At 67.7% G+C, this 12,932-nt stretch carries 11 protein-coding genes; 7 read left to right on the top strand and 4 right to left on the bottom strand.

What is annotated here, in order from left to right; translation table 11 throughout:
• Nucleotides 1-57 precede the first annotated feature (57 nt).
• Both JYP50_RS00205 and JYP50_RS00210 read left to right on the top strand, forming a co-directional pair.
• Nucleotides 58-1,224 carry an acyl-CoA dehydrogenase family protein gene (locus JYP50_RS00205; RefSeq protein ID WP_206558439.1) on the top strand — a complete coding sequence of 389 codons (1,167 nt, stop codon included), beginning with the start codon at nucleotides 58-60 and terminating at the stop codon, nucleotides 1,222-1,224.
• Between the two features lie 35 nt (nucleotides 1,225-1,259).
• Complete coding sequence (locus JYP50_RS00210; protein ID WP_206558440.1) at nucleotides 1,260-2,030, top strand: 3-hydroxyacyl-CoA dehydrogenase; 771 nt, start codon at nucleotides 1,260-1,262, stop codon at nucleotides 2,028-2,030.
• Nucleotides 2,031-2,045: 15 nt separating this feature from the next.
• Here the strand turns inward: JYP50_RS00210 and JYP50_RS00215 are convergent, their stop codons facing one another.
• Complete coding sequence (locus tag JYP50_RS00215; RefSeq protein ID WP_206558441.1) at nucleotides 2,046-3,143, bottom strand: energy transducer TonB; 1,098 nt, start codon at nucleotides 3,141-3,143, stop codon at nucleotides 2,046-2,048.
• Between the two features lie 36 nt (nucleotides 3,144-3,179).
• Nucleotides 3,180-5,093, bottom strand: a complete 1,914-nt coding sequence (locus tag JYP50_RS00220) for a protein kinase domain-containing protein (RefSeq protein ID WP_206558442.1) — start codon at nucleotides 5,091-5,093, stop codon at nucleotides 3,180-3,182.
• 285 nt (nucleotides 5,094-5,378) lie between these two features.
• On the opposite strand from JYP50_RS00220, the gene JYP50_RS21925 reads away from it, so the two are divergent.
• Nucleotides 5,379-5,510, top strand: a complete 132-nt coding sequence (locus tag JYP50_RS21925) for a hypothetical protein (protein ID WP_277602388.1) — start codon at nucleotides 5,379-5,381, stop codon at nucleotides 5,508-5,510.
• A 77-nt stretch (nucleotides 5,511-5,587) separates the two neighbouring features.
• Here the strand turns inward: JYP50_RS21925 and JYP50_RS00225 are convergent, their stop codons facing one another.
• A complete protein-coding gene (locus tag JYP50_RS00225) occupies nucleotides 5,588-6,616 on the bottom strand; it encodes an FHA domain-containing protein (protein WP_206558443.1) in 1,029 nt (342 codons plus the stop codon).
• Nucleotides 6,617-6,774: 158 nt separating this feature from the next.
• Between JYP50_RS00225 and JYP50_RS00230 the strand changes: the two genes are divergently transcribed.
• The 4 genes from JYP50_RS00230 to JYP50_RS00245 are packed head-to-tail and all read left to right on the top strand — an operon-like array spanning nucleotide 6,775 to nucleotide 11,378.
• Complete coding sequence (locus JYP50_RS00230; protein WP_241262674.1) at nucleotides 6,775-7,905, top strand: pentapeptide repeat-containing protein; 1,131 nt, start codon at nucleotides 6,775-6,777, stop codon at nucleotides 7,903-7,905.
• Nucleotides 7,906-7,951: 46 nt separating this feature from the next.
• Nucleotides 7,952-9,733: a hypothetical protein gene (locus JYP50_RS00235; RefSeq protein WP_206558445.1), complete on the top strand. Its 1,782-nt coding sequence runs from the start codon at nucleotides 7,952-7,954 to the stop codon at nucleotides 9,731-9,733.
• The gene (locus JYP50_RS00240; RefSeq protein ID WP_206558446.1) at nucleotides 9,726-10,589 is read left to right on the top strand and encodes an alpha/beta hydrolase; all 864 of its coding nucleotides are present in this window, start codon (nucleotides 9,726-9,728) and stop codon (nucleotides 10,587-10,589) included. The genes JYP50_RS00235 and JYP50_RS00240 overlap by 8 nt, the downstream gene beginning before the upstream one ends.
• 18 nt (nucleotides 10,590-10,607) lie before the next feature.
• A complete protein-coding gene (locus JYP50_RS00245; RefSeq protein ID WP_206558447.1) occupies nucleotides 10,608-11,378 on the top strand; it encodes a PP2C family protein-serine/threonine phosphatase in 771 nt (256 codons plus the stop codon).
• A gap of 77 nt (nucleotides 11,379-11,455) precedes the next feature.
• On the opposite strand, the gene JYP50_RS00250 is transcribed toward JYP50_RS00245, so the two are convergent.
• On the bottom strand, nucleotides 11,456-12,772 hold the full coding sequence (locus JYP50_RS00250; RefSeq protein WP_347136695.1) for a serine/threonine-protein kinase: 1,317 nt from the start codon (nucleotides 12,770-12,772) through the stop codon (nucleotides 11,456-11,458).
• Nucleotides 12,773-12,932 lie beyond the last annotated feature (160 nt).

The raw sequence follows: 12,932 nt of genomic DNA on the forward strand, positions 1-12,932 counted from the left end.
CGGGGCGGCGATGTCGTTGTCGTCCCCGTTGCCGCGCACAAGACCCGGGAGAAATCGATGAAACTTTCACTGACCGAAGAACAGGCCATGATCCAGGACATGGCCCGCAAGTTTGCGCGCAATACCCTGGCGCCCGTCGCCGCGCGACTCGACCGGGCCCAGGACAAGGACGCCGACAGGGCCCTGTTCCTGGATAACCTCAAGCAATTGGCGGCGCTGGGCTTCATGGGCCTGAACGTCAACTCGGCGTACCGCGGCAGCGAGGCCGGCGTCGTGGCCTTTAGCCTGGCGGTCACCGAGGTGGCCAGGGCCTGCGCATCCACGGCGGTGACCATGTCGGTCACCAACATGGTGGGCGAGGTGATTCAGGCCATTGCCAGCGAGGAGCAGAAGCTGCGCTACCTGCCCCGACTGTGCGCCGGCGACTATCCTGCCGGGGCGTTCTGCCTGTCCGAAGCGGGCGCCGGTTCCGATCCAGCAGGCATGAAAACCACGGCGGTGAAGGACGGCGACGAGTGGGTGCTGAACGGCACCAAGATGTGGATCAGTAGCGCCGAGTACGCCGGTGTCTTTGTGGTTTGGGCGGTGACCGATCCCGGAGCGAAAAAAGGCAGGGGTATTTCCTGTTTCCTGATCGAGGCGGGCACCCCCGGCCTGATTATCGGCAAGGCCGAGGAAAAAATGGGGCAGCAGGCCTCCGCCACCAATACCGTGATCTTCGAGGACTGCCGCGTGCCGGCCTCCGCCCTGATGGGCAAGCTCAATGATGGCTTTCGCATTGCCGTGGGCGAGCTCGCCGGTGGTCGCATCGGTATCGGCTCGCTGGCGCTCGGGGTGGGGCAGGCCGCCATGGATTATGCCCGGCAGTACACCACGGAACGGGCGCAATTTGGCAGTGCGATCGCCAGCATGCAGGGCCCGCAGTGGATGATGGCCGATGCCTATACCCAATTGGAAGCGGCTCGCCTGCTGTTGATGAATGCCGCCTACCTGAAGCAGGAGGGGCTGCCCTACTCCAAGCAGGCCGCCATGGCCAAGCTGCATGCCACCGAGACCGCCAACCAGGTGTGCTATACCGCGATCCAGCTGATGGGCGGCCTGGGCTATACCCGGGAAGTCCCGCTGGAGCGTTACGCCCGCGACGCCCGGGTGACATCGATTTACGAAGGTACCAGTGAAATACAACGGGTCATCATCGCCCGCGAACTGCTGCAGGAAATCTGACAGCGCGAAAAGCACACCGCGAGAGGAGGAAACACATGGAATTGAAAGACAAGGTAGCCGTGATCACCGGTGGCGCCTCGGGACTCGGCGAGGCCACCGTGCGCCGCTACTGTGCCCAGGGTGCCCGGGTCGCCATTTTCGACATGAACGAGGAGCGGGGCCGGGCCATCGCCGAAGAACTTGGCGAGAGCGTCATATACTGCAACGTGAATGTCTGCGACGAGGCGTCGGTCAGCGCCGGGATCGAGACCACGCTGACGGCCTTTGGGGCGATTCACCTGTGCTCCAACTATGCCGGCGTCGCCGATGCCGCGAAAACCGTGGGCCGCAACGGCGCCTTTCCGCTGGAGCTGTTCCAGAAGGTCATCAATATCAATCTGCTGGGTACCTTCAATGTCCTGCGGCTGGTGGCCGAGGTGATGAGCCGGCAGGAACCGGTCACCGAAGACGGCACCCGCGGGGTCATCATCAATACCGCGTCGGTTGCGGCTTTCGAGGGGCAGATGGGGCAGGCCGCCTACAGCGCCTCCAAGGGGGGCATCGTGGGCATGACGCTGCCGGTGGCCCGGGACCTGGCGGCCTACGGCATCCGCGTCAATACCATCGCGCCGGGCTTGATCCATACCCCCATGTGCGATTCCCTGCCCGCGGAAACCGTCGCCGCGCTGTCGGACAATGTGCCCTTCCCGTCGCGGCTGGGCAAGCCGGACGAGATTGCACGGCTGGCCCAGAGCATCGTGGAAAACGAGTACATCAATGGCGAGGTGATTCGCTGCGACGGCGCTGTGCGCATGCAGCCCCGGTAATCAGGCAGGCCGCGCTCAGTCCACGCCAGGCGCCAATTGCCGCAGCTGAAAGCGGGTGCCGGCGCGGCCGCTGATTTCCACCTTGCACTCCTTCCAGCCGCCGGGCACGGACCAGGGCTCGGTGGTGGGGTAGGGCAGGCGCTTCTCGTTGCCCAGGCAGGCAAGATAGAGCCAGTCGATGTCGCCCCGCACGCCCTCGAGGCGAAAACGGTCCCGGGTAAGGCGCGCCTCCCAGCTGCCCGTGCCGCCCCGGTAGAGCGGTGTGAGTTCGCCCTGGCTGTCGGCCCTGGCCGTGGCCAGGAAATCGGCCTGGCCCGCCTGCTGCGCGGCCTGCACCCGTTGCGTAACCTCTTCCGAGGTGCCGCGCATCATAATGCGGTTGAAGGTGGCCTGGGCGTCCGCGAGCTGGTTATTCGCCAGCTGCAGGCTGTGGATGCGCTCCAGGATAAGCGCAAACTGGTCGGGGTCCACGTAGGGGTGCCTAAACCCGTTGCGCCCGGCCAGGTTTTCGAACTCGACGATGCGCTGCAGGTGCTGCATTTCCGCCGCGGGATCGTCCCAGCGACTGGCGATGGAAGCGGCCAGGATCTGGAATTTCACTTCCTCGAAACCGTTGCGACCGGGCATTTCCTTGAGTTGCGCGGCCAGCTTGAAGGCCTGGTCGTAGTCCCCGGCGCGAAAGTGCTCCCAGGCCCGGTCGTAGACGTCGCCGAAGCGGGGGCGCATTTCGCGGGGGATATCGAGAATCCAGGTGTAGATCACCGGTCCCACCGGTACCTTGACCGGCTGGCCGTTGCGGGTGGCGGGGCGGAAGCGCATGGCCTCGATCTGTTCCAGCATGCGCCGGTTCACCGCCTCCACCTGGTTGGAGCTGTGGATGGTGGCGTTGACGACCCTGCCATCGGTATCGATCTCGTAGGTGTAGACCAGCCAGGCCTCCATGTCGAAACCGGCATCCAGGGCGGGCTTGTTCTCCGGGTGGAGGTTCTGCGGCGGCACGAAAGCGGATTGGGCCCACAGCCCGCCAGGGAATAGCAGCGCGGCGACGCACAGCCAGCGGCACAGGGCCCGCCCGAGCGCGAAAGGGGGGTGGTGGGGGCGGCTAATGCTCATGAATCGCTTCCTTGTGGCTTGTTCTTGGGGGGTGGTTCAATACGCGCCCAGGCGGCGGTGATCGCTCGCTTCGAGGACCTCGACTTCCTCGCGCAGCCGCGCCCACACCGCCAGTTCCGGGGCGATCACCAGGCCCTCGTCGATCAGCGCCTGCGCGGTATCGTAGGACTGCACCTCGATGGCTTTCTTGACCCCGGCGGTGTAGGCGGCCAGCAGGCGCCGGCGCACGTCGCGGGTGACCTCCATGTCCGGGTATTCACTGGAGAGGGCGGTGTAGTGGCGTCGCGCGGCACCGAGATCGCCATCGGCGATCGCCCGCACCGTGGAATTGGCGCGGCGGTCGGCGTCCGCCTCGCGCCGGGCGATGGCCGCTTGCTCGTCCCTCCAGGCCCGCTCCAGCGCGGGCAGTTCCGCCTGCAAGGCAGCGGCGCCGGTGTTGTCGGGCTGCCAGGCCAGGGCCGCAGCCAGTTTTTCCCGCGCGCTGTCGTAGCGGTGCCGCTGCGCGTCGGCGCGAGCGGCTTTCAGTATCCCGGCGGCACTGGCCGCAAGCCCTTTTCGCGCCCCGGCCGACGCCGGGGCCTGCTCAAGCGCGCCGCGAAATTGTGCCGCCGCGCCTGTGAACTCCCCTTGCGCCAGCAGGCGTTGCCCCGCTTCAATACGGCGGGCCAGTGCCCACTCCGCCCGCTGCGCCGGCAGTGCCGCGCGCCGTTGGGCCAAATCCTCGCGATCGGGCGCCAGGGCCAGGGCCTGGGCCAGCGCGCTGTCGGCGCGGTCGAACGCCCCCACCGCCGCGGCTTCCGCGGCCGAGGTGGCCAGGCTCTCCACGGCCTCGTCCAGCTCGCTCCGTGCCGCTTCGCCATCGGGGCCCGACGCCGGTGCCGAGACGGATTTGCCGCCAGCCGCCGCGTGGTCGCCAGCCGCCGCCGGTTCGCCGACCGCCGGATCGCCGGCCGCTGGATCGCTAGCCGCTGGAACGCCAGCCGCTGGGACGCCAGCCGCTGGAAGAGCGCCCGCAGCGCCCGGGCCGGTGTGTTGCCAGTAGTAATACCCGCCGCCGGCCAGAAGTAGCGCCAGGATCGCGAGGGCGGTCCCGCCGGCACCGCGACGCCGCCGGCGGGGGGCGGTGACCCGCGGCTCGTTGCGGATGCCGCTGAGTACCTCGTCGTCGCGACAATGATCGCGCACCTCCGCAAGGGCCCGGTACATCTCCCCGCCGCTCTGGAAGCGATCCTCGGGGCGCCTGGCCAGGCCCCGGTCGAAAAAGGACCGGTAGACCGCGAGCTCCCCCGGCAGACGGGGTGCTTCGCCGGCCAGGTGCCCGGCCGCGGAGTCCGCTTCTCGGGGCACCTGTTTGGTGAGCATCTCGCGGCACACCACGGCCAGGCTGTAGAGGTCGGACCGTCGGTCGGGCACGGCGCCCCCGGCCTGTTCCGGACTCATGTAGCCGGGGGTGCCCGCCGGCGGGCCAGCCCGCGTTGTCCGCTCGCTGGCGCCCGCGGCCTCGGCGATGCCGAAGCCCGCCAGCACAAAGTCCTCCGGAGCGCGCATCAGGATGTTGCCGGGCCCGATATCGCCGTGCACATAGCCCTTGTCGGCGGCGTAATCCAGGGCCGCGGTCATTTGCCGCATCAGCAGGTGGATGGTGCGCTGGGGCATGGCGCCGCGGATGATCGCTGCCAGGTTGCCGTCGCGCGCCAGCTCCATGGCAATGTAGTTCAGGCTACCGTGCGCATTGACGTCGTAAACCCGCAGGATATGGGGGTGCGACAGCCCCGCGCAGACGCGGGCCTCGCGGACGAAACGCTCGGCGAGGGACGGGTCGGCGACGCGTTCGGTATCGATGACCTTGAGCGCCACCTCCCGGTCCAGGGTGATATGCCGCGCCCGGTACACGGTGGCCGGGCCGTCGCGCCCCAGCTGTTCGTAGATGTCGTATCCCGGAATGTCCATCGAGGCCATCGGTTCGGCTTGTCTGTGTGGTGCCGGCGCTATACCCGGCAGGGTGGGGGCCAGCGCGTATCCGTCCCTGCAAAATACCGGATTGGCCCTTTTCACGCCACAGGTGTGCGCGAAATCGCGCGCATGCGGGGTTTCTCGGTTGTCGGTCGCTCATTGACCCGCGCCGCCAGGGCCTGAATTGACTGGCTTTGACCTGGATCAATGCGTGCGCGACCCCGTCGACCCATGCTGCGGGAACAGACTGGCAGCGGTTCCCCGCGATGAGAGGGTAGGTATATGACCACACACCTGTTGCAGGAAGACACGCTCGAGGATCGGCGCACGCTGTGCCGGCTGGCGATGGTCATTGGGTGCTTTGTGCTGGCCACGGCCGCCCTGGCCGTCACTCTGGGCTTTGCCGTCGGATAATTTCGTCGCCGGCAGTATCGTAGCGCGGGGCAATGGATAAAGTCCGCCTGGCGTCCCGTACCCGCGGCGCGCCCGGTTCAGTCCCGTGACCGGAAGACAAAGCACAGGCGGCCCAGCTGCAGCCTGTCGCCATCCTCCAGGGGGTGGTGTTCCACGACCCTGCGGCCATTGACCAGAATGCCGTTGCTGGAACCGGTGTCGAGCACCTGCCATTGTCCGTCGGTGTGGCGCAGCTCGGCATGGCACTTGGATACGCTCCTATCCTCCAGGTGGATATCGCATCCGGCGGCGCGTCCCATGCGATAGTGTCGATCGAGCAATAGCGGCACATCCCGGGGGCCGGACTGGTCAGCCCCGGCGAGCAGGTGGAACCGGGCCTGTTCGGGCTCCGTTACCGCCCCCGAATCCGTCCGGTGACGGTGCTCCCGTGGTTCTTGCCCGCGGGAGTCTTCCCTGGCGGGGTCTTCCAGATCATCTCGCAACTGCGTGCGATCGGCGGCGTCTTCGGGCGCGCGGGCCACGGCCGGGCCGACCACCAGAAAGCGCTGTTGGTCAAATCGCAGTTCATCTCCGGGACGGGCGACGCCGGTGCTGATTCGTTGGTCGTTCACGAAGGTGCCGTTGGATGAGCCCAGGTCGACGACCCGGAGGTGGTCTCCCTCGATAAACAGTTCGGCGTGCCGGCGCGAGAGCAGGTTGTCGTCGATGGTCAGCTGGCACCCGGCTTCCCTGCCGACGACGGTATGGGCCTGCAGGGGGTGCAGCTGGCTGGCCAGCTCGCCCGACGCGGTGCGCAGGGCCCAGCCTTCACCGCGCTGCGCCTTGGGGTCGACTACCAGCAAATCCACGGCCCCAAGCCGAATGACATCGCAGGCGTTCAGGGTGTGGCGACCGGCCACCGGTTGCCCGTTGACGAAGGTACCGGCGGCGCTCAACAGGTCGACGATATAGGGCGCATCGGCCCCGCTTACGATCTCGGCGTGGAAGTCGGAGACCGAGGCTTGGTCGACGACCAGGTCGTTGCCGGGATCGCGGCCCAGGGTCAGTGTGCCCACCGTCAGTTTGATCACTCGTTCCGGGTTGTCGCGAAACTGCAGCTTTAGCATGGGGGCACCTCGGGCATGACCACGGCGGCACGCGGGAAGAGGGGGTCGTTTCAAGCCTGCGATATGTGCCCCCGCAAGTCAATGCGGGGCGCCTGGCGCCGCGTCCGACAATGCCATTATGGGCTATCCTGAAGCTAGGCGGTGCACGGAGCCGTGCTATGGGTAGGCACGAAGAACTCACTCACATTCTCGGGCAGCACCAGCGCTGGCTCCAGAGCGAGCGCCAGCAGGGCGCCAGGGCGGATTTGTCGGGCGCGGAACTGGACGGCGTGGAGCTGGCCGGCGCCGATCTGAGCGGCGCGGTGCTGCGCGGCGTGCTGTTGCGCAATGCCGACCTGTCCCGAGCGCGGCTGATACACGCCGACTTGAGGGACGCTTCCCTGCAGGACGCCAACCTGTCCGGGGCCAACCTGATGCTGACCGATTTCAGCGGCGCCGACATGCTGGGCGCCAATCTGACCGGCGTCATTTCATCAGGGGATTTGGGACAGGTTCGACGCGGCCCGCGGTTCCGGGACGCCGACTTGCGCAATGCCCTCCTGGCTGGCGCCCACTGCTATATCTCCGATTTCACCGGGGCGAACCTGGCGGGGGCCGAAATGGCCGGGGTGATGCTGGAGCGCGCCAAGCTGGCGGATACCGACCTGTCGGCGCTGGACTTTAGCGGCGCTAATCTCTGCCAGGCCGATCTGCGCCGCTGCAATCTCAGCGACGCCAATCTGCGGGGCGCCAACCTGATTCACGCCAACCTGGAGGAAGCGACGCTCAGCCGGGCGGACGTCTCGGGGGCGGCGTTGCAGTCGGCAAACCTGGCCAACGCCAAGGTGGACGGCATTCGCTACGACCGCAAGGCGCGGTTCCAGGGTATCCGTGTCGATAGCTGTTACGGTAGCAGCCGCTTCAAGCGACACGCGCAGGACCAGGACTATATCGAGGAATTCAAGGCAGCCCACCCGTACTACTACGCCCTGTGGCGTGGGCTGACCGATTGCGGCCGTTCGATGACCCGGGTCGTGGTGTGGTCGGCGACCCTGGCGGTATTTTTCGGCCTGGTTTTCTACAGCCTCGGCCGCGAGGCCTTCGCGCTCAGCCACCCGGATACGCTGCCCTGGAGCCTGTTTTCGATGATGTATTACAGCGTGGTGACCTTCACCACCCTCGGCTTCGGCGATATCACCCCGCGCACGCCGCTGGCGGCGGCGCTGGTCATGGTGGAGGTCGTGACCGGTTACCTCATGCTGGGCATTCTGATTTCCATACTCGCCACCAAGGTGGCGCGGCGCAGCTGATGTGCCCGGCGCCGGTGGTATAGGGCGCCGCGGGCGGGAGACCGGTATGCGACTGGTGCTGCGGGTGGTGGACGCGCGAACCGAAACCGATCTCGAGCTGGAGGGCGCGGCCTGCCTGCTGGACCGCGAGGCGCCGTTCGTCGGCGTACAGCCCGATGCCGCGCCGGCGGGGCGGGCCTGTGTCTACGAAGCGCAGGGTGCGGTGCTGCTGCAGCGGCTGGGCGCCGCCGATGCGATCCGGATCAATGACCGGCCGGTCGGCGAGACCCCCTGTCAGCTGTTCGACCATGACCTGGTGCAGGTGGGTGCGTGTACCTGGCAAGTGGCGGGCGCCGTCGATCGGGACAGCACGGGCGCCACGGAGATCTATCTCTACCCCGAGGAACAACCTTCCGGCACCGGGGCGATGCACGGCGAAAGCGTGGACCAGGCGCTTACCCGCCTGGCCCGGGGCGATGGGGAATACCCGGCGGCGACGGCGATCGCACCCGCGAGCGGGGGGGAAGGGGACGAGACCCGGCTAGTGACGGCGGAAGCGGATGAGCGGGAGGTCACACGGCTTTTGCCCGCGGAGGGGCGCGCGCAGATGCTCGACGGCGGTGACGCCACGCAGATGAACCGCGACACGGGCCCCCTGTTTGCGGTTCCCGGGGAAACCCGGTTATCCGCGGACCGCGGCGGGGATAGCGGAGCCACCGTTCTGGATAACGGATCCCCGGCGCAGACAGGCGCGCAACACCGGTCGCGCTCGCAAGCGCCTCTGGCGACACGCCTGCACCCGCCCCACGCGGGCGGTGGCGGCGGCAGGCGACGGCGCCTCAGGGTGTGGCTGGTTCTCGCGGGCCTGACGCCGGCGATGATCTATATCGCGTGGCTGGTTCTTCAAGGCAATGTCCCGCCGCCACAAACGCCCCCCGCGCCCGCCGCCATGGACCTGGTGCGGGAGCATCTCGCGACCGGCCAGGTCGCGGCCCTTCCGGCGCAATTGCTGCGCCTGCAACGGGCGCAACCCTCGGACGTGGAGACGCGGCGCCTGTTGGAAGATGCCAACCGGCTGCAGGACCTGTTGTACCTGCGCGACACGCGTCAGTGGGGAGCCTTTGCCGTGCTCCGCGATCGCTCTTTTCACACCGACCTGTTTGAACAGGCGGCCCGCCACCGGGTCGACCGGGAGGTCATGGGTGTTGACAGTTTGCGTCGCTACAACAGGGCCGCCGAAGCCTGGCGCGAGGGCCAATTGGTCGACGCCCTCAACGGCATGCGCGCGCTGGCGCGGGGCGCGTCCGGGTCGGCGGGGGTTGAGGCCCTGGCGCACTACCGGGGTGTTGTCGAGGGGTCGCACAAGCTGGCGGCGCTGAGGTCCGACCCGCGCTACGGAGCGGCGCTGGTCGCGCACTACCTGGATCTGGAGCCCGTGGAAGACGCATTTTACTGGGCGCGACTGCCCGCGGATCTCGCGGCCGCCAACCCACCGCTGGCCTCCGCTCCCGGTGAAGTGCTGGCCGAGTTGGCCGGGCTGTGGCGCGGCTACCGACAGGGCGGGGGAATCTCCAGCGCCCTGCGGCAGCGACCGGGAAGCAGCGAGGAGTTCCGCCAGCGTGCCGCGGAACTGGAAGGCGCCTGCCGCGCCCTGGCGCGGCTGGCGGCTCAATCCCCGGCGGTGGGTGAGCCGGCGGCGCTGTACTCCCGGTACCTGCCCCGCCGTTTGCGGGAGGAACGGGCCTACCAGCGCGGCCGCCTGCAATCCCTGCTGGCCGTGAACGCGGACCCTGACCTGAAGCGGCGACTGCAGGCCCTGCGGCCCAATCCGGGGTGCGACGATGTCTGAGCCCCGGCCGGATTGGGGGAGCGCTGGCGCGGCGGTTCTGGGTCTGGCATTGCTGCTGGGACTTGTCGCCTGCGCCACGCCTCCGGCGCGGGAGCTGGCGGCGCGCCACGGCCTGTCCGGCGAGGTGGTGAGGGGCGACCCCTTTCTGCACCAGGTGTATCGCAATCGAGCCGGGGGGCGGCGCTTGCATGTTTACCTCGAGGGGGACGGGACACCCTGGCAAACCCGCCACGAGGTGGCCATGGATCCGACCTCCAAGCGGCCACTGATGCTGCAACTGATGCTGCTCGACCCGCAACCCGCCTTGTACCTGGGCCGGCCCTGTTATCACCGTGTCGCGGATGTCCGATGCGAACCGCGGTGGTGGACCTGGCAGCGCTACGCGCCGGAGGTGGTGGTCAGCCTGAACCGGGTATTGCAGCACTATGCGTCCCGCTACGACGAAATCGTCCTGATCGGGCACAGTGGCGGTGGCACGCTCGCGATGTTGCTCGCCGCCCGGCGTTGCGACGTGGCGGCGGTCCTTACCCTGGCGGGCAACCTGGACCCCGATGCCTGGGCATTGGCGCACCACTACACCCCCCTGCAGGGCTCCCTCAGTCCGGCGCGGGAGCCGCCGCTGCCGGATTCGATCTGGCAGCTGCATGTTCTGGGGGAAGAGGATGCCAACATCACGCGGGAGATGATCGCCCCGGTGGTGGCCAGGCAGGGGCGGGCGCGCCTGCTTGTGGCGCCGGGCCAGGATCACGGCTGTTGCTGGTCGGCGCTCTGGCCCGCCCTGCTGGCGCGGCAGGAGGCCGCCCTGGCGGCGCCCGGGCGCCAGGCAAGACACTGCCCCGGCCCGCCGGTCGGGTGAATCAGCGGAGTGAATGGAATGAAATGGCAGATCGCGACCCAGACCCACCGCGGCAATGTGCGTCCGGGCAACGAGGATGCGCTGTTGGTGGACAAGCGCTTTCCCCTGCTGCTGGTGGCCGACGGCATGGGGGGGCACGAGGCGGGGGAAGTCGCGAGCCGGATGCTGGTGGACGGGCTCGGCGCCCTGGCCCTGCCCGTCGCACCGGGCCTCGCGGAGGCGCGCCGCGCTCTGGAGGACGCTATCCAGCGCTGTCACCGGGAGGTTATCGACTATGCCGCCCGGCACCAGGCGGGCCGGACGGTGGGCAGCACGGTGGTGACCATGCTGGTGGTGGAGGCGGGCGCGATCTGTGTGTGGGCGGGCGATTCGCGCCTGTACCGCGTCCGCCATGCGCAACTGCGGCAGTTGACCGAGGATCACAGCCGCGTGGCCGAGCTGGTGCGCGTCGGTGCGCTGAGTTCGGAAGAGGCCCGCCAGCACCCCGCCGCCAATATCATTACCCGGGCCGTGGGCGCCTCGCCGCGACTGGAGCTGGCCGCGGACGAGTTCGATGTTTGTCCCGGCGACACCTATTTGCTGTGTAGCGACGGCCTCTACAACGAGGTGAGTGCCGCGGAGTTGCTGCAGGCGATGGAGGCCGCGGATTTGTGGCTCAGCTCGCTGCAATTGTTGCAGCTTTGTCTGTCCCGGGCGGCGCGGGACAACATCACTTTCATCCTGGCGCGGCCGCTGGCATCCGCGCGCGATGGCCTGGATGAAACCCTGACGTTCTATCCCGGGGAGTGAAACCGTCAAGCGGGGGCGGCGTTTGCTCCCCCCGAGCCGTACTGGCCGTGCGCGCGAGCTGCCCCCGGCAAGCTATTTCACCCGGGCGCGATTTCCAGTTGCGCCAAGGCCTCATTGTCCGGGAACAGGCGGCGGGCCAGTGACAGCTGGCTCCTGGCGGCTTCCAGCTCCCCCTGCTCGATCATCTGCTGCAATTTCCGCAGCAGGCGATCCTGGATCTCGGCCAAGCCCCGTCGGGCCTCGGCATTGCCGGGGTCGACTTCCAGCACCATCTGGTAGGCCGCGTAGGCATTGCTACCCTCCGGCAGTATCAGGCGCCCTACCCGCAGGTGGATATCGGCGATTTTCAGCAGGCGTCCCGCGCGTTCCTGCTGCGCCGGCGACAGTACCTTGTCCCGCGGGTCCGTGTTCGCGGTGTTGCCATCCGCTGGCAGCCAGCCGACCACCAGGGGCCGCTGCCACCAGAGGAGTCCGGCGCCGATTCCCACAAGCACGGCGACGGCCGGTAGCCACAGGCGCTTCCTGCGTCGCCGCGGGCTGGTTTCCGGCCGGGCGATCAGCGGTTCCAGGTCGGCGAGAAATGCCGACGCGCTCTGGTAGCGGTCGGCTGGCTCCCTCTCCAGGGCCCGTGTCAGCACCGCCTTGAATTGCGGCAGTACGTCCGGCGGCAGGTTGTCCAGTTTGGCGAGGTGCTCCGGGGTGAGCCGGTGGTTTTTGCCCGGGTGGCTTTGCCCGGCGAAGGGTTTTTCTCCGGTGAGCAGTTCGTACAGTACCAGTCCTGTGGAGTACAGGTCACTGCGTGCGTCGGTTTTCTGGCCGGCGCGTTGTTCCGGCGACAGGTACTGAGGCGTGCCCATGACGCGGCCCGTCGCGGTGAATTCGGACTCCTCCATGCGCGCGATGCCGAAATCGGCGATTTTCACCGTATCCTCCTCGGTCAGCAGGATGTTGGCGGGTTTGACATCGCGGTGTACCACGCCGTGGCAGTGCGAATAGTCCAGCGCACTGAGCAGCTGCGAGGTAATGTGCAGGGTCATCTGCAGATTGAAGTGCATGCCCCGGGTCAGGAACTCCTTCAGCGAGCGGCCCTCGACGTACTCCATGACAAAATAGGGGGTGCCCTCGTCGTCTTCCCCGAAATCGTAGATGGCGACGATATTGGGGTGGAGCATGCGGCCCTCGGCCTGGGCTTCCCTGCGGAAGCGCTCCCGCAGTTCGAGGCCGGCGCGGCCCTGCAGCAAGCCGCGGCGAATGGTTTTGATGGCTACCGGGCGATTGAGGTCAGGGTCGATGCCCATGTAAACAATGCCCATTCCCCCTTCGCCGAGAATCCTGCGAATTGTGTACTTCCCGAGTTGGTCCGGGTCTCTCAAGGTGCCCTTCCAGTGCCCCACGGGCAGGAGCCATCCTGTTTATCCAGCCGCCGGGCAGGCCCGGTGGCAGTTCATACCGGTTTTATAGCACGAGTGTATGCAATGCGGGCGCAGTAGGGAAATGGTGATTGGGCCCCCGGGAGAACCGCAAGGGGGCGGTTCGCGGCTGGAAGGTGGTGCC

The organism is Parahaliea mediterranea, from assembly GCF_017255185.1.
GTDB lineage: Bacteria > Pseudomonadota > Gammaproteobacteria > Pseudomonadales > Halieaceae > JAFKCZ01.

What these genes read in the sequence shown, in the direction of transcription:
- JYP50_RS00205 (WP_206558439.1), top strand. Translation starts at nt 58, where the DNA reads ATGAAACTTTCACTGACCGAAGAACAGGCCATGATCCAGGACATGGCC.
- JYP50_RS00210 (WP_206558440.1), top strand. Translation starts at nt 1,260, where the DNA reads ATGGAATTGAAAGACAAGGTAGCCGTGATCACCGGTGGCGCCTCGGGA.
- JYP50_RS00215 (WP_206558441.1), bottom strand. Translation starts at nt 3,143, where the DNA reads ATGAGCATTAGCCGCCCCCACCACCCCCCTTTCGCGCTCGGGCGGGCC.
- JYP50_RS00220 (WP_206558442.1), bottom strand. Translation starts at nt 5,093, where the DNA reads ATGGACATTCCGGGATACGACATCTACGAACAGCTGGGGCGCGACGGC.
- JYP50_RS21925 (WP_277602388.1), top strand. Translation starts at nt 5,379, where the DNA reads ATGACCACACACCTGTTGCAGGAAGACACGCTCGAGGATCGGCGCACG.
- JYP50_RS00225 (WP_206558443.1), bottom strand. Translation starts at nt 6,616, where the DNA reads ATGCTAAAGCTGCAGTTTCGCGACAACCCGGAACGAGTGATCAAACTG.
- JYP50_RS00230 (WP_241262674.1), top strand. Translation starts at nt 6,775, where the DNA reads ATGGGTAGGCACGAAGAACTCACTCACATTCTCGGGCAGCACCAGCGC.
- JYP50_RS00235 (WP_206558445.1), top strand. Translation starts at nt 7,952, where the DNA reads ATGCGACTGGTGCTGCGGGTGGTGGACGCGCGAACCGAAACCGATCTC.
- JYP50_RS00240 (WP_206558446.1), top strand. Translation starts at nt 9,726, where the DNA reads ATGTCTGAGCCCCGGCCGGATTGGGGGAGCGCTGGCGCGGCGGTTCTG.
- JYP50_RS00245 (WP_206558447.1), top strand. Translation starts at nt 10,608, where the DNA reads ATGAAATGGCAGATCGCGACCCAGACCCACCGCGGCAATGTGCGTCCG.